General features: G+C 73.1%; 22 protein-coding genes, 1 tRNA gene and 1 pseudogene. 17 read left to right on the top strand and 7 right to left on the bottom strand.

The genetic code is table 11. The features are described from left to right. Nucleotides 1–263 (top strand): annotated as a pseudogene (locus tag F8274_RS31960) (hypothetical protein); the annotation flags it as partial. Next, nucleotides 263–1225, top strand: coding sequence for an NADH-quinone oxidoreductase subunit NuoH (gene nuoH, locus F8274_RS12970; RefSeq protein WP_151462551.1), 963 nt, complete (start codon nt 263–265; stop codon nt 1223–1225). The pseudogene F8274_RS31960 and the gene nuoH, both read left to right, overlap by 1 nt. A 12-nt stretch (nt 1226–1237) precedes the next feature. Here nuoH and F8274_RS12965 read toward each other — a convergent pair whose 3' ends face one another. Continuing rightward, on the bottom strand, nt 1238–2293 hold the full coding sequence (locus F8274_RS12965) for a glutathione S-transferase family protein (RefSeq protein ID WP_151462550.1): 1056 nt from the start codon (nt 2291–2293) through the stop codon (nt 1238–1240). 95 nt (nt 2294–2388) lie between these two features. Here F8274_RS12965 and F8274_RS12960 point away from each other — a divergent pair, with 95 nt between their 5' ends. Next, on the top strand, nt 2389–2811 hold the full coding sequence (locus tag F8274_RS12960; protein ID WP_151462549.1) for an ester cyclase: 423 nt from the start codon (nt 2389–2391) through the stop codon (nt 2809–2811). Here the strand turns inward: F8274_RS12960 and F8274_RS12955 are convergent. Then, nucleotides 2792–3367, bottom strand: coding sequence for a Uma2 family endonuclease (locus F8274_RS12955; protein ID WP_151462548.1), 576 nt, complete (start codon nt 3365–3367; stop codon nt 2792–2794). The genes F8274_RS12960 and F8274_RS12955 overlap by 20 nt on opposite strands. Before the next feature lie 104 nt (nt 3368–3471). Here F8274_RS12955 and F8274_RS12950 point away from each other — a divergent pair, with 104 nt between their 5' ends. From F8274_RS12950 to htpX, 7 genes are all read left to right on the top strand, one after another. Beyond that, on the top strand, nt 3472–4056 hold the full coding sequence (locus F8274_RS12950; protein WP_262283013.1) for an NADH-quinone oxidoreductase subunit I: 585 nt from the start codon (nt 3472–3474) through the stop codon (nt 4054–4056). Beyond that, nucleotides 4053–4625 (top strand): NADH-quinone oxidoreductase subunit J, encoded by a 573-nt coding sequence (locus F8274_RS12945; protein WP_151462546.1) that lies wholly within the window; start codon nt 4053–4055, stop codon nt 4623–4625. The genes F8274_RS12950 and F8274_RS12945 overlap by 4 nt, the downstream gene beginning before the upstream one ends. Then, nucleotides 4622–4969 carry an NADH-quinone oxidoreductase subunit NuoK gene (gene nuoK, locus F8274_RS12940; protein ID WP_151462545.1) on the top strand — a complete coding sequence of 116 codons (348 nt, stop codon included), beginning with the start codon at nt 4622–4624 and terminating at the stop codon, nt 4967–4969. Before F8274_RS12945 ends, nuoK begins: the two co-directional genes overlap by 4 nt. Continuing rightward, complete coding sequence (locus F8274_RS12935; RefSeq protein ID WP_151462544.1) at nt 4966–6891, top strand: NADH-quinone oxidoreductase subunit L; 1926 nt, start codon at nt 4966–4968, stop codon at nt 6889–6891. Before nuoK ends, F8274_RS12935 begins: the two co-directional genes overlap by 4 nt. After that, nucleotides 6888–8396, top strand: coding sequence for a NuoM family protein (locus tag F8274_RS12930; RefSeq protein ID WP_151462543.1), 1509 nt, complete (start codon nt 6888–6890; stop codon nt 8394–8396). The genes F8274_RS12935 and F8274_RS12930 overlap by 4 nt, the downstream gene beginning before the upstream one ends. A gap of 55 nt (nt 8397–8451) precedes the next feature. After that, nucleotides 8452–9918 (top strand): NADH-quinone oxidoreductase subunit N, encoded by a 1467-nt coding sequence (locus tag F8274_RS12925; RefSeq protein WP_151462542.1) that lies wholly within the window; start codon nt 8452–8454, stop codon nt 9916–9918. Between the two features lie 147 nt (nt 9919–10065). Then, nucleotides 10066–10944 carry a zinc metalloprotease HtpX gene (htpX, locus tag F8274_RS12920; RefSeq protein ID WP_151462541.1) on the top strand — a complete coding sequence of 293 codons (879 nt, stop codon included), beginning with the start codon at nt 10066–10068 and terminating at the stop codon, nt 10942–10944. Between the two features lie 53 nt (nt 10945–10997). On the opposite strand, the gene F8274_RS12915 is transcribed toward htpX, so the two are convergent. Both F8274_RS12915 and F8274_RS12910 read right to left on the bottom strand, forming a co-directional pair. After that, nucleotides 10998–12194, bottom strand: coding sequence for an MFS transporter (locus F8274_RS12915; RefSeq protein WP_151462540.1), 1197 nt, complete (start codon nt 12192–12194; stop codon nt 10998–11000). After that, entirely contained in the window at nt 12194–13033 is an 840-nt protein-coding gene (locus F8274_RS12910; RefSeq protein ID WP_151462539.1) for a DUF6065 family protein, read from the bottom strand. Before F8274_RS12910 ends, F8274_RS12915 begins: the two co-directional genes overlap by 1 nt. A gap of 198 nt (nt 13034–13231) precedes the next feature. Here F8274_RS12910 and F8274_RS12905 point away from each other — a divergent pair, with 198 nt between their 5' ends. Further along, nucleotides 13232–14491, top strand: coding sequence for an MFS transporter (locus F8274_RS12905; RefSeq protein ID WP_151462538.1), 1260 nt, complete (start codon nt 13232–13234; stop codon nt 14489–14491). Nucleotides 14492–14862: 371 nt separating this feature from the next. Next, nucleotides 14863–15648 carry an aminoglycoside phosphotransferase family protein gene (locus F8274_RS12895; RefSeq protein WP_192579814.1) on the top strand — a complete coding sequence of 262 codons (786 nt, stop codon included), beginning with the start codon at nt 14863–14865 and terminating at the stop codon, nt 15646–15648. A 21-nt stretch (nt 15649–15669) separates the two neighbouring features. Here the strand turns inward: F8274_RS12895 and F8274_RS12890 are convergent, their stop codons facing one another. Further along, the gene (locus F8274_RS12890; RefSeq protein WP_151462535.1) at nt 15670–16452 is read right to left on the bottom strand and encodes a methyltransferase domain-containing protein; all 783 of its coding nucleotides are present in this window, start codon (nt 16450–16452) and stop codon (nt 15670–15672) included. Nucleotides 16453–16650: 198 nt separating this feature from the next. Continuing rightward, entirely contained in the window at nt 16651–17145 is a 495-nt protein-coding gene (locus tag F8274_RS12885; protein ID WP_151462534.1) for a YajQ family cyclic di-GMP-binding protein, read from the bottom strand. Nucleotides 17146–17291: 146 nt separating this feature from the next. Between F8274_RS12885 and F8274_RS12880 the strand changes: the two genes are divergently transcribed. Both F8274_RS12880 and F8274_RS12875 read left to right on the top strand, forming a co-directional pair. Then, nucleotides 17292–17375, top strand: a tRNA-Tyr gene (locus tag F8274_RS12880). Between the two features lie 83 nt (nt 17376–17458). After that, nucleotides 17459–18112 carry a bifunctional 2-polyprenyl-6-hydroxyphenol methylase/3-demethylubiquinol 3-O-methyltransferase UbiG gene (locus F8274_RS12875; RefSeq protein WP_151462533.1) on the top strand — a complete coding sequence of 218 codons (654 nt, stop codon included), beginning with the start codon at nt 17459–17461 and terminating at the stop codon, nt 18110–18112. A gap of 13 nt (nt 18113–18125) precedes the next feature. Here F8274_RS12875 and F8274_RS12870 read toward each other — a convergent pair whose 3' ends face one another. Continuing rightward, nucleotides 18126–18506: a VOC family protein gene (locus tag F8274_RS12870; protein WP_151462532.1), complete on the bottom strand. Its 381-nt coding sequence runs from the start codon at nt 18504–18506 to the stop codon at nt 18126–18128. 181 nt (nt 18507–18687) lie between these two features. Between F8274_RS12870 and F8274_RS12865 the strand changes: the two genes are divergently transcribed. From F8274_RS12865 to F8274_RS12860, 3 genes are all read left to right on the top strand, one after another. Then, on the top strand, nt 18688–19884 hold the full coding sequence (locus F8274_RS12865) for an epoxide hydrolase family protein (RefSeq protein WP_151462552.1): 1197 nt from the start codon (nt 18688–18690) through the stop codon (nt 19882–19884). A gap of 458 nt (nt 19885–20342) precedes the next feature. Beyond that, nucleotides 20343–20486 (top strand): hypothetical protein, encoded by a 144-nt coding sequence (locus tag F8274_RS31220; RefSeq protein ID WP_192579813.1) that lies wholly within the window; start codon nt 20343–20345, stop codon nt 20484–20486. Nucleotides 20487–20535: 49 nt separating this feature from the next. Further along, nucleotides 20536–23064 carry a bifunctional diguanylate cyclase/phosphodiesterase gene (locus F8274_RS12860; protein ID WP_151462531.1) on the top strand — a complete coding sequence of 843 codons (2529 nt, stop codon included), beginning with the start codon at nt 20536–20538 and terminating at the stop codon, nt 23062–23064. Nucleotides 23065–23117 lie beyond the last annotated feature (53 nt).

The raw sequence follows: 23117 nt of genomic DNA, 5'->3' as shown, positions 1-23117 counted from the left end.
GTGAGCGTCCGGCCCGTCCCGCGCGTCCGGAGCCGGGTGAGCGTCCGGCGCGTCCGGCCACCGACGAACGCCCCACCGCGAGCCGGCCGACCGGTCCGGCGCGCCGGGAGCCCGCCCCTCCGCCGCAGGAGCCGGGTCCGCTCGGGCGTCCGGTGCCCGGCGAGCGGCCGGCCGGCCCCGCGCGGCAGGAGCCGGCGGGTGAGGGACCGCCCGGCCCGGCCCGGCCGGCGCCGGGCGCCGACGCCGAGGAGGGGGAGGGCTGATGCCGGACTGGTTGGAGCTGGTCCTCCGGGTGGTGGGCGTGCTGGTCGCGTTCCTCACCCTGCCGCTGATCGTGGGCCAGGCCGAGCACAAGGTGATGGCCCACATGCAGGGCCGGCTCGGCCCGATGTACGCGGGCGGCTTCCACGGCTGGGCGCAGCTCGTCGCCGACGGCATCAAGTTCGTGCAGAAGGAGGACGTCACCCCGCGCGAGGCGGACCGGCCGGTGTTCCGGCTGGCCCCCGCCGTGTCCCTGGTGCCCTACCTCCTCGCCCTGCTGGTCATCCCGCTCGGTCCGGGTGACCTGGTCGGGCAGCCGCTGGACATCGGCCTGTTCTTCGTGCTGGCCGTGGTGGGCATCGGGGTGCTCGCCGTGCTCATGTCGGCCTGGGCGTCGGCCAACAAGTACAGCCTCCTCGGCGGCCTGCGCGGGGCGGCCCAGCTGCTCGGCTACGAGCTGCCGCTGGTGCTGGCCGCCGCCTCGGTGGCCATGGCGGCCGGCACGCTCAGCCTGCCCGGCATCGTGGAGGCGTGGCGCCCCTGGTGGCTGCTCTGGCAGGCGCCGGCCATGGTGATCTTCTTCGTGGCGGGGCTGGCCGAGATCCGCCGGCCCCCGTTCGACATGCCGGTGGCCGACTCCGAGCTGGTCTTCGGCTTCATGACCGAATACACCGGCCTGCGCTTCGCGTTCTTCCTGCTCGCCGAGTACGTGGGCATCGTGGTGATCGCCGCGCTGACCACGGTGCTCTTCCTCGGCGGCTGGCAGGGCCCGTTCGCCGACGCCCAGCTCGGCTGGCTCTGGACGCTGCTCAAGGTGTTCGCCGTCGCGTTCGTGATCATCTGGCTCCGGGTGAGCTACCCGCGGCTGCGCGAGGACCAGCTCCAGCGCCTGTGCTGGCTGGTGCTCGTCCCGCTGGCCCTGGCCCAGCTCGTGCTGACCGCCGCCGTCCGCCTGGCCCTGTGAGGACGGGCGGGTTCAGGCCGCGTCGCGCAGCGGGGTGTGGTCCGGGTCGACCCGCTCGTCGGGCGGCGCGGGCAGCGGCGGCGTGCCGTCGCCGAACGGGCGGCCGCCGAGCTGCTCCCGCCCGTGCGGGGTGAGCCAGTTCGCCAGGTCCGGGCCGAGCGGCACCACCCCGGTCGGGTTGATGTCCCGGTGCACCTCGTAGTAGTGCCGCTTGATGTGGTCGAAGTCGACGGTGTCGCCGAAGCCCGGCGTCTGGAACAGGTCCCGCGCGTACGCCCAGAGCACCGGCATCTCGGTCAGCTTCTGCCGGTTGCACTTGAAGTGACCGTGGTAGACCGGGTCGAAGCGGACAAGGGTGGTGAACAGCCGGACGTCCGCCTCGGTGATCGTGTCGCCGACCAGGTAGCGCTGCCCGGCCAGCCGCTCGGTCAGCCAGTCCAGCCGGTCGAAGAGCCGGTGGTACGCCTTCTCGTACGCCCCCTGGCTGCCGGCGAAACCGCACCGGTAGACGCCGTTGTTCACGTCCGCGAAGACCACCGCGTTGACCTCGTCGATCTCGCCGCGCAGCCGCTCCGGGTAGAGCTCCGGCGCGCCCGGCCGGTGGTGGGCGGTCCACTCCGTCGACAGGTCCAGGCTCATCTGCGCGTAGTCGTTGGTGACCACCTGCCCGGTCGGCACGTCCACCAGGGCCGGCACCGTGATGCCCCGCTCGTAGCCGGGGAAGCGCGCGAAGTAGGCGTCGGCCAGCCGCTCGATGCCGAGCACCGGGTCCCGGCCGCCCGGGTCGAGGTCGAAGGTCCAGCTGCGCTTGTCGTGGGTGGGCCCGGCCACCGCCATCGAGATGGCGTCCTCCAGCCCGAGCAGCCGCCGGACGATGATCAGCCGGTTCGCCCACGGGCAGGCCCGGCTGACGGCCAGCCGGTAACGGCCCGGCTCCACCGGCCAGCCGCTCGACCCGTCCGCGGTGATCCGGGTGGCGATGTACCGCTGGTCCCGGGTGAACTCGCCGCCCGGCTCGACGTACTTGCCGCCGGTCCGGTCGAGGATCTCGTCACCGTTGCCGCCCACGCCGCCTCCCGAGGATGTCGCGTTCCGGTCTCATCATGGTCGCTCCGCCGGCTTCCGGCAGGCCGAGTCGGTACGACCGGGGCTAGGCTGCCGCGGTGACGGATGTGGAGGCGGCGGCCCGGCGCTTCATTGCCGACGTGTGGAACGCCGGTCGTGAGGAGAGCGCGTACGACCTGATCGCCGACGACTGCCCGGGGCTGGGCGGGACCGGCCCGGAGGCCACCCTGGCCTGGCACCGCGACCGGCGGGCGTCCTTCCCGGACCTGCGCTACAAGGTCGTCGAGGTGGTGGCCACCGGCAACCGGGTGGCCGTGCACTGGCGCGCCGCCGGCACCCAGGCCGGGCAGTTCGGGCCGGTGCCGCCCACCGGGCGGGTGGTCAGCTACTCGGGGGCGAGCTTCCTCCGCTTCGACGAGACCGGCCGGATCATCGACGTGTGGAGCGTCAACGAGCTGTTCCAGGTCCTCCAGCAACTCGGCGTCGAGATGCTCCCGCCGCTCACACGCGGCGGGGAGTGATCCGGCTGATCGGCAGGTTCACCGGGAAGGGCTCGCCGGTGTCCACGAACTTCGTCCACCGGCCCGTCTCGGTGTAGGCCTCGTGCACCGGATCGATCTTGTAGGTGTAGACGACCAGCCCGTCGTCCTCCAGCTCCAGTCGCCAGTAATAGGGGATCTCGGCCTGCGCGTAGAGCGTCGGCTTCAGCACCCGGTCGATGGAGCGGGTGCTCGACGAGACGATTTCGACGGCCAGCACGACCTCGTGAGGTTCGTACTTCGACGGCTCGCGCGCCGCGGCCACCGACGTGGTCACGAGCACGTCCGGGATGAAGGAGCGGGTGCGGTTGAACCGCACCTCCACTCCCTGGGTCACGTCGTAGCCGTCCGGGCAGTCCTCGTTGAGCGCCGCCATGAGAAGACCGGCGATGGTCTGGTGCATCCGGGTGGGGGAGGGGGACATGAGCAGCACTCCATCGAGCAGTTCGCGGCGGTGGCCGTCCTCGGGCAGCGCGTCCAGGTCGTCGGTCGTCCACCCGCCCTCGGGCGGATAGTCGCTCTGCAGCGCGGCGGTCATGACCGGTCCTTTCCGGTGCGCCGTTCTCCCCGCGCTCACGATACCGCCGCCAACAGTCCGGGTGGTGGTCGCGCGCTGCGGGGGCACAGGGCAGGATGGGCGGCATGAGTGAGCGCAGCGGCGTGCCCGGCGAGGGGTTGGTGAAGGGCCTGGCGGTCACGCTGAAGACCATGACCCGCCGCTCGACCACCCAGCAGTACCCGGACGTCGTCCCCGAGCTGCCGCCCCGCTCCCGCGGCGTGATCGCGCTGCTGGAGGAGAACTGCACGGTCTGCATGCTGTGCGCCCGCGAGTGCCCGGACTGGTGCATCTACATCGACTCCCACAAGGAGGAGGTGGCGGTCCCCGGCGCCGCCCGCCCCCGGCAGCGCAACGTGCTCGACAAGTTCGACATCGACTTCTCGCTCTGCATGTACTGCGGCATCTGCATCGAGGTCTGCCCGTTCGACGCGCTCTACTGGTCGCCCGAGTTCGAGTACGCCGAGTACGACATCAAGGACCTGCTGCACGACAAGGACCATCTCGGCGAGTGGATGGTCACCGTCCCGCCGCCGCCGGCCCACGACCCGCACGGCGACCCCTCGAAGGAGGAGACCACCGCCGCCCGCAAGGCCGCGGCCCCCGCCGCGCGTCCGGCTCCGGCCCGCCCGGAACCGGGCGCCGAGCAGGGCGGGGGAGCGCCGTCATGACGGGTGCGGACGTGCTGCTGCTCGCCCTCGGCGCGGTGGCGGTCGGCGCGGGCGCCCTGGTGGTGGGCACCCGCCACCTGGTCCGGGCCGGGCTCTGGCTGGTGGTCTGCCTGGGCGCGCTGGCCGGCGACTACCTGGTGCTGAGCGCCGAGCTGGTGGCCTGGGTGCAGGTGCTCATCTACGTCGGCGCGGTGGTGGTGCTCCTGCTGTTCGCGGTGATGCTGACCCGGGCGCCGATCGGCCCCTCCGACGACCTCGACCGGCCCGGCTGGCCGGCCGCGCTGATCGGCGCCGGCAGCGGCCTGGGCCTGGCCGTGCTGCTGGTCGACGCGTTCCGCTGGTCCCGGGTGGAGCTGCCCGCCGCGGGCACCGCCGAGCGCCTCGGCGAGCAGGTGTTCCGCTCCTGGGTGCTGCCCTTCGAGGTGCTGTCGGTGCTGCTGCTCGCCGCCCTGGTCGGCGCGATCGTGCTCTCCCGCCCCGACATCGGCCGCCCCGCCGCCAAGGCGGCCGCCGGGGCGGTCGAGCCGGCCCGGCCGGTCGTCGCCGCCGACGAGGGCGGGCGCGCGTGAGACCGGTCATCCCGTACGTCACCGCCGCGCTGCTGTTCGGGCTCGGCGTCTACGGCGTGCTGCGCCGCCGCAACGCCGTTCTCGTGCTGATGGCCGTCGAGCTGATGCTCAACGCGGTCAACCTGATCCTGGTCACCGCCGACACCACGGTCCGCGCCGCCCTGCCGCACTCCGGCCAGGTCTTCGCGCTCTTCGTGATCGTGCTGGCCGCCGCCGAGATCGGCGTGGGGCTGGCCATCGTGCTCCAGCTCTACCGGCTGCGGGCCAGCGTCACGGTGGACGACGTGCCGCTGACCGAGGCGCCCGTCGGGGTCGCCGCCGACCGGGGCGAGGGGGCGACGTGACCGGACTGTTGGCGGTGGCGCTGCCCGGCGTACCCCTGGTCGCCGGCCTGCTGGGGCTGCTGCTGCCGCCCTCGCCGCGCGGAGCGGCCACCGGGGAGGGCCCGGCCCGGCGGGCGGCGATCGCGCTCGGCGTGGCCGGCGCGGCGCTCGCGCTGGTGGCGGCGGTGGCGCTGCTGTTCCGGGTGGACGGGCCGGTCGAGGCGGCCACCGAGTGGGTCGACCTGGGCGGGCTGCGAATCACCCTGGGCTGGCGGCTGGACGGGGTGGCCGTGCTGGTCGCCGTGGCGGTGGCCGCGGTGGCCCTGGCCGTGCAGGTCTACTCGATCGGCTACCTGCGGCGCGGCCCGCACGACGACGTCGAGGTGGACCACCGCTACCCGCCCTACGCCGCCCAGATCAGCCTGTTCACCGCCGCGATGCTGACCGTGGTGGTCTCCGGCGACCTGATCCTGCTCCTGGTCGGCTGGGAGGTGATGGGCATCTGCTCCTACCTGCTCATCGCCCACGACCGGCGGCTGCCCGAGGCGCCGGCCGCGGCCGTGAAGGCGTTCCTGGTCACCCGCGTGGGTGACGTCGGCTTCCTGCTCGGCATCGCGCTGCTCGGGGTCGGCGCGGGCAGCTTCCGGATCGCCGACGTGCTGGCCCACGACTACTCCGCCGGCACGCTCACGGCGGCCTGCCTGCTGCTGCTCGCCGGGGTCGCCGGCAAGAGCGCGCAGTTCCCACTGCACACCTGGCTCCCGGACGCCATGGCCGGCCCCACGCCGATCTCCGCCTTGATCCACGCGGCCACGATGGTCGCCGCCGGGGTCTACGCGGTGGCCCGCCTCTTCCCGTTGTTCGCGCAGGCCCCGGCCGCGCTCGCCGTGCTCGGGGTGATGGCGGCGGTCACCCTGCTGCTCGGCGCGTTCGCGGCCACCGCCCAGGACGACATCAAGCGGGTGCTGGCCTGGTCGACGGTCTCCCAGATCGGCTACATGACCGGCGCGCTCGCCGTCGGCGCTCCCGCGGCGGCCCTGTTCCACCTGCTCACCCACGCCGCGTTCAAGGCGCTGCTGTTCCTCGCGGCCGGCGTGGTGATCCACGCCGTCGGCACCACGCTCATGTCGCGGATGGGCGGCCTGCGCGCCGCCATGCCGGTGACCTTCTGGTGCATGCTCATCGGCCTCGGCGCGCTGGCCGGGGTGCCGCCCCTGTCCGGCTTCTGGAGCAAGGACGGGGTGCTCGCCGCCGCCCAGGCCGCCGCGCTGGACGGCGCCGGCCCGGCCCCGGCCTGGGTGGGCTGGCTGGTCTGGCTGGCCGGGCTGCTCGGCGTCGCGGTCACCGCCTGGTACGCGACCCGCCTGCTGCTGCGGACCTTCTTCGGCACGACCCGGGTCCCGCTGGCGCACCCGCACGATCCGCCGGCCGTGCTGCGCTGGCCGGTGCTGCTGCTCGCGGTGCCCGCCGCGCTGCTCGGCCTGGCCGCCTTCGCGCCCTGGTTCGTCGACCGGCTGCGGGTGCCGGCCGACGCCTCCGGCGAGGCCGTCGAGCTGGTCCATCTCGCGCCGAACCTGGTCCTGCCGTTCCTCCTGCTGCTGCTCGGCGCGGGCATCGCCTGGGCCGGCTGGCGCCGCGACCCGGCCGCCGACCCGGCGCGCTTCCTGGGTCCGCTGCGGCCGCTCTTCGCGCGGGCGTTCCGGCTCGACGACGTCCAGCACGCCCTCGTCGTACGCCCGGCCACCGCCCTGGCCCGGGTCGTGCGGACCGGGGACGAGCTGGGGGTCGACGGCCTCGTGGAGGGCAGTGGCCGGGCCGCGGTCGAGCTGGGCGGCGGGCTGGCCGCGCTGCACCGGGCCGCGCTGCCCCGCGCGGCGGCCGGGGTGCTGGCCGGCGCGCTGCTGATCGGCCTCGCGGTCGCCCTGATCGGAGTGACCTCATGACGTTCGGGCAGTTCCTGCTGGTCGCGGTCCTCGCGGTCCCCGCGCTGGGCGCGGTCGCGGCCGCCGCCGTCCCCGGCGACCGGGCCGGCCGGCTGGTCGGCACGGCCGCCGCCGCACTGACCCTGCTCGCCACCCTGCCGCTGGTCGGCGGCGACCACGGCTGGTTCGGCTACGGCCCGCGGCCGGCCGTGCAGGCCTGGCACCAGGTGGACGTGTCCTGGGTGCCCGGCCTCGACCTGCGTTTCCACCTCGGGGTGGACGGCATCTCCTGGCCGCTGGTGGTGCTCACCGCGCTGCTCACCCTGCTCTGCTGCGGCTACACGCTCTGGCGGGTGCCCTCCGGCGGCGGCAGCGGGCGGGTCCTCGTGGCGCTGCTGCTGGTGGTCGAGGTGGGCATCCTCGGCACCTTCCTCGCCCTCGACCTGGTGCTGTTCTTCCTGTTCTTCGAGGTCGTCCTGCTGCCCATGTACGCGATCATCGCCGGCTGGGGCGGCGAGGACCGGCGCCGGGCGGCCCGCAAGTTCGCCCTCTACACCCTGTTCGGCTCGGTGCTGCTGCTGGTCGGCGTCTACGTGGTGGTCGCCGCCGCGGGCACCGCCGACCTGGTGACGCTGACCGGCGGCGCCGGGCTGTCCCGGGGCACCCAGTTCGCCGCGTTCACCCTGCTGGCGCTGGCCTTCGCGGTGAAGAGCCCGCTCTGGCCGCTGCACTCCTGGCTGCCCGACGCGCACACCCAGGCCCCCACGGTGGGCAGCGTGATCCTGGCCGGCGTGCTGCTCAAGATGGGCACGTACGGGCTGATCCGGGTGGCGGTCGGGGTGGCCCCCGAGGGCGCCCGGTGGGCCGCGCCGGTGCTCGGGGTGCTCGCCGTCGCGGCGATCCTGGTCGGCGGGCTGGTCTGCCTCGCCCAGGACGAGCTGAAGCGGCTGATCGCGTACTCCAGCGTGGGGCACATGGGCTTCGTGCTGCTCGGGGTCGCCACGCTCACCGCCACCGGCCTCCAGGCCGCGCTGATCGGCAACATCGCCCACGGTGTCATCACCGGGCTGCTGTTCTTCCTGGCCGGGGCCATCAAGGACCGTGCGCACACGGGGTCGCTCGCCGAGCTGTCCGGGCTGCGGGAGACCGCGCCCCGGCTGGCCGGCCTACTCGGCTTCGCGGCGGTCGCCTCGCTCGGGCTGCCGGGCCTGGCCGGCTTCTGGGGCGAGGCGTTCGCCGTGGTGGCCGCCGTCCGGCGGGGCGGCGGGCTGTGGACCACCCTGGCCGTGCTGGCCGCGCTGGGCGGGGCGCTGACCGCCGCGTACCTCCTCCGGTTGCTGCGCCGGGTCACCCACGGGCGACCCAGCCCGGCGGTGGCCCCGCTCGCGCCGGGCCTGGCCGCGGCGGAGCTGACCGCCTGGGCGCCGCTGGTGCTGCTCGCCCTCGCCGTGGGCCTGGCCCCGGCCCTGGTCCTGTCCTACGCCTCCGGCCCGGTCGACGCCCTGGTGGGAGTGGTCACCAGGTGAGCGCGAGGAGTGCAGCGGAGCGGAGCCCCGCAGTCGCGAACGAAGGCGAGCTCTGATGAGCCTGGTGCAGAGCGTGGACAACGTGGCGCTGTTGCCGGCCTACCTGGCCGCCGGCACGGCCGTGCTGGTGCTCCTGGTCGACCTGCTGGCGGCCCGGGCCGCCGCCACGGTGGCCGTGGCCGCCCTCGGCGCGGCGGGCACCGCCGTCGGCGCGGCGCTGGTCGGCGTGGCCGGCGAACGCCGCACGTTCTGCGTCGGCGCGGACTGCTCCTGGCTCTGGACCGGGCGGGCCGCGCTGGTCGCGGTGGTCGTCGCGCTGCTCACCCTCGGCGTGCTCGCGCTCTCCGGGCCGCTGCTGCGCGCCGGCAGCGTGCCGGTCGGGGAATACTGCTTCCTGCTCGCGTGCGCCATGACCGGCGGCGTGGTGCTCGGCGCGGCCGGCGACCTGATCACCCTGGTCGTGGCGCTGGAGACGCTCACCCTGCCGCTCTACGTGCTGGTGGGGCTGCGCCGGGGCAGCCTGGCCGGCGCCGAGGCGGCGGTGACCTTCTTCGTGGTCAGCGTGGTGGCCACCACGATCACCCTGCTCGGCGCGGCGCTGCTCTACGCGGTGACCGGCGCCGTGCACCTCGACCGGCTCGGCGCGTCCTTCGCCGCCGGTGGGGAGGGCCCGCTCGACCTGCCGCTCACCACGGTCGCCGTGGCGCTCGTGGTGGCCGGGCTGGCCTTCAAGGTTGCCGCGGTGCCGTTCCACGCCTGGGCGCCGGCCACCTACGACGGCGCGCCGCTGCCGGTGGCGGCATACCTGTCGACGGCCTCGAAGCTGGGTGGCGTGGTGGCGCTGCTCGCCGTGGTGCAGCGGGCGCTGCCGGCCAGCGTGACCGGCCCGGTGCTGGCCCTGCTCGCGGTGCTCACCATGACCGTGGGCAACCTGGTGGCGCTGCGCCAGCGGCGTACGGTCCGGCTGCTCGCCTGGTCCTCGGTGGCCCAGGCCGGCTACATCCTCGCCCCGTTGGGCGCGCTCGCGCTGGCCGCGGGGCGCACCGCCGACGCCCGCGCCGGGGCGTACGCGGCGGGCGTCGCGTACACCGTCTTCTTCGTGCTGCTGGAGCTGGCCGCGTTCGCCGCGGTGGTGGCGCTGCGGCCCGCCGACGGGGACGGCGGCACCCTGGCCGACCTGCGCGGCGCGGCGCGCCGGCACCCGTGGGTGGGTGGCGCGTTCGCGCTGGCCCTCATCGGGTTGGCCGGGTTGCCGCCCGGCCTTGCCGGCCTGTTCGCGAAGGTGACCGTGGTCCGCGCGCTGCTGGCCGGGCACGCCGGCTGGCTGGCCCTGGTGGTGGCGCTGAACGCGGTGCTCGGCCTGGCCTACTACCTGCGCCTGGCCGCCACCCTCTACGCCGCTCCCGGCGGGGTCGCGGTCCGTCCCGCCCGCGTCGTGGTGGTCGCGCTCGGGATCGCCACCGCGCTGGCCGTGGTGCTCGGGTTCGCCCCGCAACTGGTGCTCGACGTGGCGGCCCGCTGACGGGTTCGTCCCCCGATGGGCGGCCGGCACAGCGGGCGCACAGGAATCCCCAGCCAACTTTCAGCCATGAGCAGGATGGTTGGCGGGTACCGGTGTTGTTGAACCGGTCAGCGGGCCCCGCGCGGCCCGCGCACCGAAGGAGCGATCGTGCATCACAACCGTCTCAAGACCGCAGCGCTGCTCGGCCTGTTGACCTCGCTGATCCTCGCGGTCGGCTACTGGTTCGGCGGTAGCGGCGGACTCGTCATCGCCGTCGTCGTCTCGTTGCTGATGAACGGCGTGACCTACTTCTACTCGGACAAGCTCGCACTGCGCTCGATGCGGGCGCAACCGGTCAGCGAGGCACAGTTCCCCGAGCTGTACCGGATGGTGCGGGAACTCTCCACCCAGGCGGGCAAGCCGATGCCCCGGCTCTACGTGAGCCCGACGGCGCAGCCCAACGCGTTCGCCACCGGGCGTAACCCGGAGCACGCGGCGGTCTGCGTCACCCAGGGGATCGTCGAGATCCTCGACTACCGGGAGCTGCGGGGCGTGATCGGCCACGAGCTGTCCCACGTCTACAACCGGGACATCCTGATCTCCAGCGTGGCGGCCGGCCTGGCCGGCATCATCACCGCGCTGGCGAACATCGCCTGGTTCATCCCGCTGGGCTCCTCCGACGACGAGGACGGCCCGAACCCGGCGGTGCTGCTGCTCACCCTGATCCTCGGCCCGATCGCGGCCACCCTGATCCAGCTGGCGATCAGCCGGAGCCGGGAGTTCCAGGCCGACCAGTCCGGCGCCGAGCTGAGCCGGGACCCGCTGGCCCTGGCCAGCGCCCTTCGCAAGATCCACGTGGGTACGCAGGCGCGCCCGCTGCCGGCGCAGGGCCAGCTCGCCAGCACCGCGCACCTGATGATCGACAACCCGTTCAAGCGGGGCGGCGGCCTCGCCGCCATGTTCGCCACCCACCCGCCCATGGAGCAGCGGGTGGCCCGGCTGGAGCAGTTGGCCCGCAACTCCGGGCCGGTGCAGTTCCAGCGCTGACCCGCACCGACCGCCTCTCCGCCCGCGTCCGTCCGGACGCGGGCGGACGCGTCTCAGGAGGTGGCCGTCGGCAGCCGGTCGGGTCGGGCGACGAGCACGACCCCGAGCAGCAGCACCCCGGCGACCAGATAGGCGGTCGCCGGACCGAACAGCTCGGCGGTGCCGCCGAGCAGGAAGATCCCGCAGCCGGAAACGACGATGTTCCCGGCCACGATGGTCGCCTCCACCTGCCCCATCCGCTCCCTGGGCGCCAGCCGGGCGAAGGTCGCCTGCGCCCCGATCAGCCAGCCGCCACCCGCGCCGATCAGCGCGTTCGCCCCCGCCAACGCCCAGGCCGGGGCGTGGACCGCGGCGAGCACACCGGCCAGCAGCAACGCGCCGCCCAACGCGGCGGCCGCCGCCACCTGACCGGCCACCCGGGCCAGCCAGGCCCGCCGCGCCGCCACCAGCACGAAGATCGCGCCGCCGAGCGCCGAGGCGGCCAGCACGACCGGACGCCACCCGCCGCCGGCCAGGTCGGGAGCCAGGGTCTCCGGCAACGCCCCGGAGAGCACCGTGCCCAGGGTGAGCAGAGCCACGCCGCGCAGCACCGGGTGGCCGGCGATGATCCGGATCCCCGCGGTGGCCGGCGGGCGGGCCTTCCGGCGCTCCCCGTGACCCCCCGGGAGCCCGGCCAGGACGACCGCGGCCAGCAGGAACGACACCAGATCGATCAGGAGCGCCGCCCGGGGGCCGAGCGCCACGGTCACGCTGGCCCCGGCGAGCAGGCCGGTCACCTGGCCGAGCTGGTTCGCGAAGGCGGAGAGGCCGAACAGCGGCAGCCGCAGCGGGCCGTCCACCGCCTCGGCGGCGATCGCCACGTTGACGCTCGAGTACGCGGCCCGGACCGCGCCCAGGAGGCCGGCCGCGACGATCGCCGGCAGCGGCCGGGGCACGGCGGTCGGCACCGCGATCAGCGCCGCACCGGCCAGCGACAGCCCCACCAGCATGGTGCGCCGCGCCGGCACGTCCAGCCAGCCGCTGAACACGGTCGCGACCAGGAGGGCGGGCAGCGTCCGGGCGGCGTAGACGGCGGCCGGGCCGAGCACCGACTGGGTCTGGTCGTACGCCAGCAGCAGCAGGGCGGCCAGCCCGACGAAGTCGCCCAGCTCGGAGATGCCGCGGGCGATGACGAGCCGGGAGGCGACCGGGTGGCGGAACAGGGCGCGGTAGCCGGGCGGTGGCGTGAGCCGTTCGTCGGCGTCGGTCATCAGCTCGGCCGGTCCCCTTCGTCAACCCCGATCGGCTGGTAGCCGGCGTGCTCGCGCAGCCGGCGCGCCTGCTCCCGGCGGTAGCTGCTGCGGATCTCCGGGTCCTGGCGACGGCGGCGCAGCGCCACGAAGTCCCCCCACACGTCGTCCGGCCACTCGTCGAGGCCCTGCCCGGTCACCAGCTCGGCCTTGCCCGCCGCCTCCAGCACCGAGCGGTGCACCGGCTGCAGGCACATCAACGGGAGGTTGCGGTAGAAGCGCACCACCCGGCCGGGCTCGGTCAGCCGCAGGATGGTGGGCAGGAGCGAGGTGTACCAGTCGGTCTCCACCACGCCCTCGTAGACCTGCAGCCCCGGGGGAACGGGCCAGTTCGGCGCGCCCCGGGCCAGCAGGCACCAGCCCGGCGAGGTCCGGGCCACCACGCCGGTCACCAGCTCGACCATGTTCGCCGCCCGCGGATCGGCGTCGATGAACGGGATCTCCCCGCCGTACCGGTCGAAGATGTCCAGGTCGTCGCGGAACTTCTCGGGTGCCTTCGCGAGCTGGGCGGCCGCGTCGGGCAGCTTGCCGTCGTATCCGCCGGCCAGTGAACGCCAGCGGACCGGCTCGTTGTCCTCCAGCAGGCTCCACTCGGTCTCGTGGCCGTCCCAGCGCAGCGCGAAGTCGGCGGGCGGGTGGACGTACCAGCCGAGACCGGACCCGACGGCGACCGGCGGGCACTGCCGCACGGCCCGAACCGGGAGCGAGCCCCCCAGGCTGGGAGAGGCGGCCTCGGCGGGGCGGGCGTCGGCGTACAGCGAGTAGATCTCGACCCGCAACGGTTCGACGGTGCCGGTCATCGACCCTCCGTACGGCGATGGGCGGAGTCTGCCGAGGCATGGACCTCGTTCGATCAGCAACCTACCGGTTCTCCGCCGGCCCGGCAGCCCCGCCCCCCGGCCGACCGTGTGAGCGAGCTGACCACCCCCACGGCGGCCTGCGGCGTTAGGGTCAGAGGGGTATTCACTCGTTACCTTCTCCGCACCGGAGGTGCACCCTTGGCCGCACTGCGCCAGTACCTGGGCGTCTGGCGGATCCCCGGCGCCCCGATGCTGCTGATCCTCGGCGTCATCGGCCGGCTCGGGATCGGCATGACCCCACTGGCGTTGCTGCTGGTCGTCGCCGAGGTCACCGACCGGTACTCGCTCGCCGCCGTCGCCGGCGGAATCTACGCGCTCTCCGGCGCCGCGCTCAGCCCGATCGCCGGGCGCATCGCCGACCGGGTCGGCCCCACTCCGGTGCTGCTGGCCACCGCCCTGGCCCACCCGCTCGCCCTCTTCGGGCTGCTCGGCGCCAGCCGGTCCGGCTCCGGCAGCCTCGGCCTGATCTACCTGGCCGCCGGGGTGGCCGGCGCCACGTACCCGCCGCTCACCGCCGCCATCCGGGGCGCGTGGAACGACCTCACCGCCCCCGCCACCGGCCGGGCGCACCTGCGCAACACCGCGCTCGCCGCCGAGACCTCCCTCTTCGAGGTCGTCTTCGTGCTCGGCCCGCTGCTGGTGGCCGCCTTCGTCCTGGTCGCCGACGCCGCCGCCGCGCTGGTCGGCGCCGCCGTGGTCACCCTGGCCGGCACCACCGCCGTCGCGCTCGGCCGGGTCATGCGCGGCTGGCGGCCGCACCCGCGCGAGCACCACGCCAAGGGCCTCGGCCCGCTGCGGGTCGGCGGCTTCCCGGCCCTGCTGTTCTGCGTCGCCAGCATCGGCATCGCCTTCGGCGCCGCCGGCGTGATCGTGCCGGCCTTCGCCGGGAACGCCACCGCCGACGACCCGGAGAGCCTCGCCGGCGTGCTGCTCGCCGTCTGGGGTATCGGCAGCGCCCTCGGCGGCTTCTGGTTCGGGGTACGCAAGCCCGCCGCCAACATGACCCGCCAGTTCGCCTGGCTGCTCGGCGCGGTCGCGGCCAGCTTCGCCGTCTTCGCCGTGATGCCCACCCCCGCCGCGCTCGGCGTCGCGCTGGTGCTCGGCGGCGCCACCATCGCCCCCGCGCTGACCCTGGAGAACACCCTGGTCGGGCGGATCGCCCCGGCCGGCATGCTGAACGAGGCGTACACCTGGGTGGTCACCATGTCGGTGGCGGCGAGCGCCGCCGGGGGAGCGGTGGCCGGGCTCATCGTCGACCACGCCGGCGGCGTGCCCTGGGCCTTCCTCTTCGCCGGGGCGGCGGTCGCCGTCGGCGCCGCGGTCGCCGCGCCGCCCACCGGCCCGATCGCCCGCGCCGAAGCCACCGCGGTACGCGCCGAGCAGTCGCTCGTCGCCTGAACCGCGGGGATCAAACCGGCGCGAGCGGGTACAGCCCCGGCATGTTCCTCTTCTTCTCGAACCGGGTCGGCTGTCTCGGCTCGATCCTCGTCAGCGCCGTGGTGACCGTGATCCTGCTGCTGATCTTCTCCCGCTGACCGAAGAAGGAGCAGCACGACGATTCACGGGCGGTGAGATCCCGCGCAGTCCTCTCCACCTGCTCCGTGCCATCGAGGTGCAACCGCAGCCGAATGTGATTGACGGATGATCGAGCGGGTTCTACGGTCGCGCCGATGCGCCCTGGAGAGATCGTCGTCGCTGTCGAGCAGGTACGCGCCCTGATCCACGAGCAGTTCCCCGAATGGTCGGAGCTGCCGATCGTTCCGCAGCCGTTGAACGGCACCGACAACGCGCTGTTCCGGCTGGGCGATGCTCTGACGGCACGGCTGCCGCGGGCGCAGTGGGCGGTCGACCAGGTGGCGACCGACGCGACCTGGCTGCCGCGGCTGGCGCCGCATCTTCCGGTGCCGGTGCCCGTGCCGGTCGCGGTCGGCCGGCCGGGCGGGGACTATCCGTGGCCGTGGACTGTCGTCCCGTGGCTGGAGGGGCGCAATCCGGAAACCGGGCAGGACCTCGTCGGCCTTGCCGTCGACCTCGCCGGCTTCGTGCGGGCGATGATGGCGATCGACCCGATGGGCGGGCCGGTCAAGGAGGGGATTCAGCGCGGCGTACCTCTGGTGCAGCGGGACGAGTTGACCCGCCGGTCGATCGCGGCGCTCGGCGACCGGATCGACGGGCGGGCGGTGACCGCGGCATGGGACGAGGCGATGGCGGCGGACGAGTGGCCCGGACCGCCGGTATGGCTGCACGGTGATCTCCTTGAAGGCAACCTGCTGGTCGACCGGGGCAGGCTCACCGGGGTGATCGACTTCGGCGGTCTCGGCCGCGGCGATCCGGCGGTCGAGGTGCGGCCGGGCTGGAGCCTGTTCGATGCCCGCGCGCGGGCCGCCTACCGGGAGGCGCTCGGGTTCGACGAGGCGACCTGGGTGCGCGGGTGGGCCTGGATGCTGTCGGGCTCGCTCTACTGGTTGGCGGACCTGTGGGACTCGATCAGCGAGGACGACCGCGAGGGCACCATCCGCTACATCGATTACATCGTGCGTCACCGCCACGACTGACCTGCGGTGCGAGCGCTTGCGTCAGTCGACCGTGGCGGCGGTGATGAAGAACGTGACTGCGTAGGTGAACCGGAGCGCAGCGACGGCATCGTCGAACTGGGATGCGAAGGCACGCGCCTCGGCAGGGTCGAGCGCGCCACGTTCGGCAGCTGTAGCAGCCCAGCTACGGAGGCCGAGCACGTTGTCGACGGCGGTCGGGTTGCGGACCACGAGGGTTCGGGCTTCGACGGTGATGTCGACCAGGCCGTGTGTGGCAAGGAGGCCGGCATGTTGATGAGCCAGGGTGCCGTTACGGAGGAGGACATCAGCTCGGAACCGCAGGACGCGCCGAGCCAAGCGTTGGTCGGCGATGTCGAGTACCTGAGTGTCGTAATCGGGATCTGCGAGGACGACGCGGCCACCCGGCCGGACGACCCGGACGAGCTCTTCGATCGCGGCGCGGGGATCGGCCACGTGTTGCAGTGTGCGATCGGCCCATGCTCCATGAAAGGAGCGGCTGAGGAACGGCAGGTGATGGGCGTCGGCAACGGCGCAGCTGGTTAATCCACGGGCTCGCATCGCAACGGACATCGTCCGGGCGTGGTCGACCGTTACCACCCTGACGCCGTGGTCATCCCTCAGCTGGACCGCGCTTGCCCCTGTCCCGGCGCCTACTTCGAGATAGTGGTGACCGGGGGACGGATGGAGCAGCTCGCGTACCCGCTGCTGGTATGCCCGGTAGAACGGCTCCTCGGTGAGGCGGTCCAGGACGGCAACCCACGAGTTCGGGTCGGACTGGCGGTCGACGTCGGTGAACCCGTGCACGGTCGGAGCCTATTGGCGCGACTCCTGCGGTGCTGGCCGGGTCGGCATCTCCAGGACGTCATGTGAGCCCCAGAGCCGGCCAGGCTGTCGCCAGGCCGTCGAGCGCCGAACAGACGTGACGAACGACGACTACTGGCGACGGCGTATGACCAGGCCACGACGAGCGACCTGGGGCAAGACCAGCAAGACCGATTCGGACTACCGGTAGTTGGTGAACTGGAGGGCGACGCCGAAGTCCTCGCCCTTGAGCAGCGCGATGACGGCCTGCAGGTCGTCCTTCTTCTTGCCGGTGACCCGGAGCTGGTCGCCCTGGATCTGCGCCTGCACGCCCTTCGGGCCCTCGTCGCGGATCTTCTTGCTGATCGCCTTGGCCTTGTCGGAGTCGATGCCCTGGATCACCTTGGCGTCGATCTTGAAGATCTTGCCCGACGAACGGGGGTCGCCGGCGTCCAGCGACTTCAGCGAGATGTTCCGCTTGACCAGCTTCTCCTTGAACACGTCCAGCGCTGCCCGGACCCGCTCCTCGGTCTCGGCCTGGAGGCTGATCGCCTCCTCGCCCGACCAGGAGATCTCGGCGCCGGTGCCGCGGAAGTCGAACCGCGTCGAAAGCTCCTTCTCCGCCTGACGGAGGGCGTTGTCGACCTCCTGCCGGTCGACCTTGCTCACGATGTCGAACGACGGGTTCGCTGCCATGCTCATGCTCCTGCTGTCCGGCGGTCTGTCCTGATCCGTCCCTCACTGACCAGCGTGGGACCCCCTGACGGTACCCGCTTGCGACGGGCCGGGGGACAACCGCTATCCTTGCTTCCGCCGCCGCGTCCCACGTGGTGGCACGCCCTGGCGGGTTGCCCGAGCGGCCAATGGGAGCGGACTGTAAATCCGTCGCGAAAGCTACAGAGGTTCGAATCCTCTACCCGCCACCAGGGATCGGCAAGGCCCTTGACCTGCGGAAACGCCGGCCAGGGGCCTTCGTCGTTTTCGTTGTGGGTCAGGCGAGGAGGCGTCCGTGCACGACGACGATGCAACCCACCGGCTGTCCTCCCCGGCCACGGCCGAGGGTGATCCGATCGGCCGGTTCGAGCGGCTCTACGCCGACGCGGAGCGGGGCGAGGCGGTCGTCCCATGGGACCTCGACCGGGCGCATTCCCTGCTCAGCGAGTGGACCGACCGGACCCGGCCGGACGGATCCGGCCGGCGTGCCGTGGTCGTCGGGTGCGGTTTCGGCCGCGACGCCGAGCATCTGGCCCGACTCGGCTTCGCCACCGTCGCCTTCGACATCTCTCCCACGGCGGTGCGGACGGCCCGCCTCCGCCATCCGGACTCCCCGGTCCGGTACGAGACCGCCGACCTGCTCGACCCGCCGCACCACTGGCTGGGCGGGTTCGATGTCGTGCTGGAGAGCATGAACGTGCAGGCGCTGCCGGCCGAGCTGCGGCAGCGGGCGATCCCAGCGGTCGGCCGCCTGGTCGCGCCGGGCGGCACCCTGCTGGTCATCGCGGCCGGCCGGCGGGACGACGAGGTCGTCGAGGGCCCGCCCTGGCCGCTGGCCCGGGCCGAGGTCGACGCCTTCGCGGCCGGCCCGCTGACCCCGGCCCGGGTCGAGGAGATCGTGGCCCCGGACGGCGGCCTCCGCTGGCGCGCGGAGTTCCAGCGCGCCTGAGGGTGGCAGCGCCCTACGCGGTCGTCTCCCGCTCGGCGTCGCTGCGCAGCACGCAGAACTCGTTGCCCTCCGGATCGGCCAGCACGACCCAGCCGCTGCCGTCCGGATCGCGCTGATCGGCGACCATGGTGGCGCCGAGGGCGCGGATGCGCTCGACCTCCTGATCGCGGAGTACCTCGGGCTGCAGGCAGATGTGCACGCGGTTCTTGACGGTCTTCGGCTCCGGTACCCGCTGGAAGTAGAGCGTGGCGCCGGCGGGCGGCTGGATGGCCACTTCCTCGTCGCCGGGCTTGGACTGCGGGTCGACCGGGCAGTCGAAGACCCTGCCCCAGAAGTGCGCCAGCTCGTACGGGTCAGCGCAGTCGAACGCGACGTTGCGGATGACGGTCCCCATCCGGCCAGCCTCCTGCCCGGGCCGGGAACAGGTCAACTCGTATCGGCGGGCGAGGCCCTCCGGGCCGTGTCCAGGCGCGAAATCGCATTCCGGTCCGCTGGTCACGGAGCCGGTGCGACGATCGGCGTGTGCCAGCGCCGCCGCCCAGGCGTCGGTCGACGTGACCCGGCAGGGGGAGACCATGCCCGACGACAAGGACATCCGGCCCTTCCGGCTCGACACGCCGGACGAGACGCTCGCCGACCTGCGTCGCCGGATCGCCGACACCCGCTGGCCCACCCGCGAGCTGGTCAGCGATCGTTCCCAGGGCGTGCAGTTGGCGACGGTCCAGGAGCTGGCCCGCTACTGGTCGACCGAGTACGACTGGCGGGCGTGCGAGACGAAGCTGAACGCCCTGCCGCAGTACACGACTGTCATCGACGGCGTCGAGATCCACTTCATCCACGTGCGGTCGCGGCACGAGGACGCCCTGCCGCTGATCATGACGCACGGCTGGCCCGGCTCGGTCGTCGAGCTGCTCGGGGTCATCGGTCCGCTCACCGACCCGACCGCGCACGGCGGAGCCTCCGAGGACGCGTTCCACCTGGTGCTGCCGTCCCTGCCCGGCTACGGCTTCTCGGGCGAGCCGACCGAGCTGGGCTGGGATTCCCGCCGCATGGCGGGCGCGTGGGCCAAGCTGATGGACCGCCTCGGTTACCCGCGCTACGTAGCCCAGGGGGGTGACGTGGGTGCCTCCGTCACGGACGCGATGGGCCGCCAGGCGCCGGAAGGGCTGCTCGGCATCCACGTCAACCTGCTCGCCGGGGCGATCGGTATCAAGGACCAGCTGCCGGCGGAGTCCGAGCAGGAACGCACGGCGCACGACCGGCTGAACACGTTCATGACGGACGGCTTCGGCTACTTCCTGGAGCAGTCCACCCGGCCGCAGACGATCGGCTACTCGCTGCTGGATTCACCCGTCGGGCTGGCGGCCTGGATGCTCGACCACGACACGGACAGCTACTACAAGATCTCCCGAGCGTTCGTCGACGGCGAGCCCGCGGGCAACCTCACCCGGGACAGCATCGTCGACAACATCACGCTGTACTGGCTGACGGGCACCGGCGCCTCGTCCGCCCGGTGGTACTGGGAATCCGGACGGGCCCGGGCCGCGGCCAGTGCGGCCGGCCAGACTCCTCCGCCGGTCTCGGTTCCGGTCGGCTTCACGACGTTCCCCGGCGAGATCTGGGCTGCCCCCCGCAGCTGGGCCGAGACGGTCTATCCCAGCCTCACGTACTTCAACGAGGTCGACAAGGGTGGCCACTTCGCCGCCTGGGAGGAGCCCGAGGTGTTCGCGACCGAGGTGCGGGCCGCGTTCCGGCCGCTGCGGACGTCCTGACCCGGCCACCTGTCCCGCTTCGTCCGGGCGGCCGGCGGCACCGACGAGTGTCGTCGGATGCCCGACCGATCGCCGCGACGGCCCGCCATTTCGATGGAATTGACCTGGATCATCCTCTGGCGTTCCGGCGGGAGAAAGGTATGGTGGTCTATGCCCCGGGGTGGATGCCGTCCTTCGGGGTGCACGGAGTGCTGTCGTGGACGTCGCAGCCGGTGAACGGGGCTTTCGAGTGGCTTGATCGGTTCGCGTTGAAGGTCGGAATCCGCAGTGGACGGAGTGGTCGACGGTCTGTCACACCTCTGATCTGGCTAGGCGTCCCCCGGGGTCTGGACCGAACGGCGGAACCTTGGCGACGGTCGGATCTGGGCTGCTCCCACGACTTTTCTGGGTGCCGGCCCTGTGGCACGATCGTGGAACCTCCACCATCCCTGTGAACGATCCCCGACAGGAGAGCGGACATGTCTGGTCGAAAGCTGGGCCGGCTGCTTGGCTCATTGCTGGCAATCGCCGCCGTGGCGAGCGGCATCCTCATCGGCGCTGGCCCTGAGCTGGGAGACGCGCAGACCGCCGACGTCATCTGGAACATGCCCGCCGCCCGCTGACGGTCACGGTCCGAGCTGAGCCGGACGACGGGTCGACGGAAGGGGCGGCATGTCGGCACAGCCCCCCAAGGGCTCGCGCTCGAACGACCACGCCTGGCTGATCACAGCTCCACTGGTTCTCTTCGCCGTCGTCTGCTCGACGGTCACCGGGCTGGCCAACGACCAGCCGTTCGGCGGTTGGCCGCTGGCGTTGCTGCTGCTGATGGCCATGGTGGCCGCCGGGCTGCCGGTGCTGAACTTCACCGTCCGGCGCCAGTCACTCGGCGTCACCCTCACCGAGATCCCGCTGGTTCTCGCGTTCTACCTGACCCGACCGCTGACGGTCGTGGTGATCTACACAGCGGCGGCGGCGCTCACCCATCTGTGGCACCGGATGGGCACGACGAAACTCTGGTTCAACGTCGCCCGCGCCGCCGCGGGCTCGTCGCTCGCCGTCCTGGTGCTGCAGGCCCTCCCGCCGGTCGAGGGGGTCGGGCCCCGCACCTGGCTGACGCTCTTCACCGTCGCGATCATGGTCAATCTGGTCAGCATCACGTCGGTGGCCGGCGTCTACACGCTGCTGCAGGGGTGGCAGACCGGCCGGGACGCGTTCCGCAGGTCACCGTCGGCCTTGCTCTCCGCGTCCATCAACATCGTCGCGGGTCTGATCATCCTGATCCTGATCACCTCGACCTGGTGGTCGCTGCTCCTGCTCGCGGCGCTGATCACCGCGCTGACGCTGGTCTACCGGGCGTACACCCAGTTCTTCCGGCAGCACCGGACCCTCGCCGACATGTACGAGCTGAGCCGGGCGGTCAGCGGCAGTGGGCAGGACGGCACGCTCGCCGACGCCCTGCTCGGCCGGGTCCGGGCCCTGCTCCAGGCGGAATACGCGACCCTCTGGCTGCCCGCTCAGGGCCGGCACCCGGAGGTCCTGCTGACCTCCCGGATCGCCGACTCGGGGCTGCTCGACGTGGCTCCCACCCCGCCCGCGCTGCGGGAGCGGGTCCGGCGGGAGGGTCACACGCTCGTCCTCGGCCGGGGCCCGGTGCCCGACGCGGAGCTGCGCACCGCCCTCTCCGAGCAGCGGGTGAAGGACGTCATCGCGGTCCCGCTGCGCTCGGGTCCCGTGGTCATCGGCACCCTCGAGGTGGCCAACCGGCTCGGCGCCAGCAACTCCTTCGGCCGCACCGACGTTCCGCTGCTGGAGACGGTGGCCGCGCACGCCGCGGTCGCCCTGGAGAACTCCCGGCTGGTCGACCGGCTGCGGCACGACGCCGAGCACGACACGCTGACCAAGCTGCCCAACCGCCGGCGGATCACCGCGGCGGTGGCCGAGGCGGTCCGGATCGCGGCGCCCGGCGAGGTGGTGGCGCTGCTGCTCTTCGACGTCGACCGGTTGCGCCAGGTCAACGAGTCGCTCGGCCACGCGGCCGGCGACAAGGTCCTGGTCGAGGTGGCCGAGCGGCTGCGTGCCAGCGCGCCCTCCTCCGCCCTGGTCGGCCGGGCCGGCGGCGACGAGTTCCTCGTGACGTTGCGGCTGGAGAGCACCGAGGCGGCGCTGGAGCTGGCCGGCCAGCTACGCGAGCAGATCCGCGACGAGATGGTCTTCGACGCGCTCACCCTGGACGTGGACACCGCCGTCGGGGTGGCCGTCCACCCCGACCACGGCAGCGACGCGGTGACCCTGCTCCAACGGGTCGACCTGGCCGCCACGGCCGCCAAGTCGGTCCCGGGCAGCGTCCAGCTCTACAGCCCGGTGCTGGAGTCCCGGTCGCTGCGCCTGCTGGGTCTCGCCGGCGACCTGCGCCGGGCGCTGGACGACGGCGAGCTGGAGGTCTACTTCCAGCCGAAGGTCACGCTGCGGGACCGGCGTCTGGTCGGGGTGGAGTGCCTGGCCCGCTGGGAGCACCCGGCGCACGGCACGGTGGTCCCGGACGACTTCGTGGCGGTGGCCGAGCACACCGGCCAGCTCGGCCGGCTCACCGAGTTCGTGCTGCGGGAGAGCCTGCGGCGCAGCCGGGACTGGAGCCACGGCGAGCAGGCGCTCGCCATCTCGGTCAACCTGGCCGCCCGGACGCTCACCGACCAGCATTTCCCGGCCCTGGTGCGGGACCTGCTCGAGGAATACGGTGTGCCGCCGCAACGGCTCACCCTGGAGATCACCGAGGCCGGGGTGCTGGACGGCACCGAACGTCCCATCCCGACCCTGAAGCGCCTCGGCGAGCTCGGCGTCCGGCTCTCGGTGGACGACTTCGGCACGGGCAACTCGTCCCTGGCCCAGCTGCGCCGGCTGCCCGTGCACGAGGTCAAGGTCGACCGCTCGTTCGTGCAGGGGATGGCGACCGACCCGGGCGACCTGGCCATCGTCAACGCGGTGGTGACGCTCTCGCAGCAGTTCGGCCTGACCGTGGTGGCCGAGGGCGTGGAGAGCGAGCTGACCCTGGAGCTGCTCCAGGACATCGGCTGTGAGATCGGCCAGGGCTTCCTGTTCAGCCGGCCCCTGCCGTACGAGCGGTTGGAGGCCTGGTTCGGTGCCCAGGTCGACCCGGAGACGATCGTGGCCGGTGAGCTCCCGCGCCTGCGCGTCGTGCCTTGAGCTGCGGGAACCCTGTAACCGGGGATCCGATTTCACCTCGACGGCGGGGTCGT

It is taken from the genome of Micromonospora sp. AMSO31t (assembly GCF_008868175.1).
Classification (GTDB): domain Bacteria; phylum Actinomycetota; class Actinomycetes; order Mycobacteriales; family Micromonosporaceae; genus Micromonospora.
Note: the sequence above shows the minus strand (reverse complement) of the source record. Positions and strands in the feature narration are given on the sequence as shown.

Bases quoted from the DNA above. Each gene is read 5' to 3' on its own strand.
- F8274_RS12930 (WP_151462543.1), top strand. From the start codon at position 6,888: ATGACGTTCGGGCAGTTCCTGCTGGTCGCGGTCCTCGCGGTCCCCGCG.
- F8274_RS12910 (WP_151462539.1), bottom strand. From the start codon at position 13,033: ATGACCGGCACCGTCGAACCGTTGCGGGTCGAGATCTACTCGCTGTAC.
- F8274_RS12860 (WP_151462531.1), top strand. From the start codon at position 20,536: ATGTCGGCACAGCCCCCCAAGGGCTCGCGCTCGAACGACCACGCCTGG.
- F8274_RS12885 (WP_151462534.1), bottom strand. From the start codon at position 17,145: ATGGCAGCGAACCCGTCGTTCGACATCGTGAGCAAGGTCGACCGGCAG.
- F8274_RS12925 (WP_151462542.1), top strand. From the start codon at position 8,452: ATGAGCCTGGTGCAGAGCGTGGACAACGTGGCGCTGTTGCCGGCCTAC.
- F8274_RS31220 (WP_192579813.1), top strand. From the start codon at position 20,343: ATGTCTGGTCGAAAGCTGGGCCGGCTGCTTGGCTCATTGCTGGCAATC.
- F8274_RS12950 (WP_262283013.1), top strand. From the start codon at position 3,472: ATGAGTGAGCGCAGCGGCGTGCCCGGCGAGGGGTTGGTGAAGGGCCTG.
- F8274_RS12945 (WP_151462546.1), top strand. From the start codon at position 4,053: ATGACGGGTGCGGACGTGCTGCTGCTCGCCCTCGGCGCGGTGGCGGTC.
- F8274_RS12955 (WP_151462548.1), bottom strand. From the start codon at position 3,367: ATGACCGCCGCGCTGCAGAGCGACTATCCGCCCGAGGGCGGGTGGACG.
- F8274_RS12915 (WP_151462540.1), bottom strand. From the start codon at position 12,194: ATGACCGACGCCGACGAACGGCTCACGCCACCGCCCGGCTACCGCGCC.
- F8274_RS12870 (WP_151462532.1), bottom strand. From the start codon at position 18,506: ATGGGGACCGTCATCCGCAACGTCGCGTTCGACTGCGCTGACCCGTAC.
- F8274_RS12865 (WP_151462552.1), top strand. From the start codon at position 18,688: ATGCCCGACGACAAGGACATCCGGCCCTTCCGGCTCGACACGCCGGAC.
- nuoH (WP_151462551.1), top strand. From the start codon at position 263: ATGCCGGACTGGTTGGAGCTGGTCCTCCGGGTGGTGGGCGTGCTGGTC.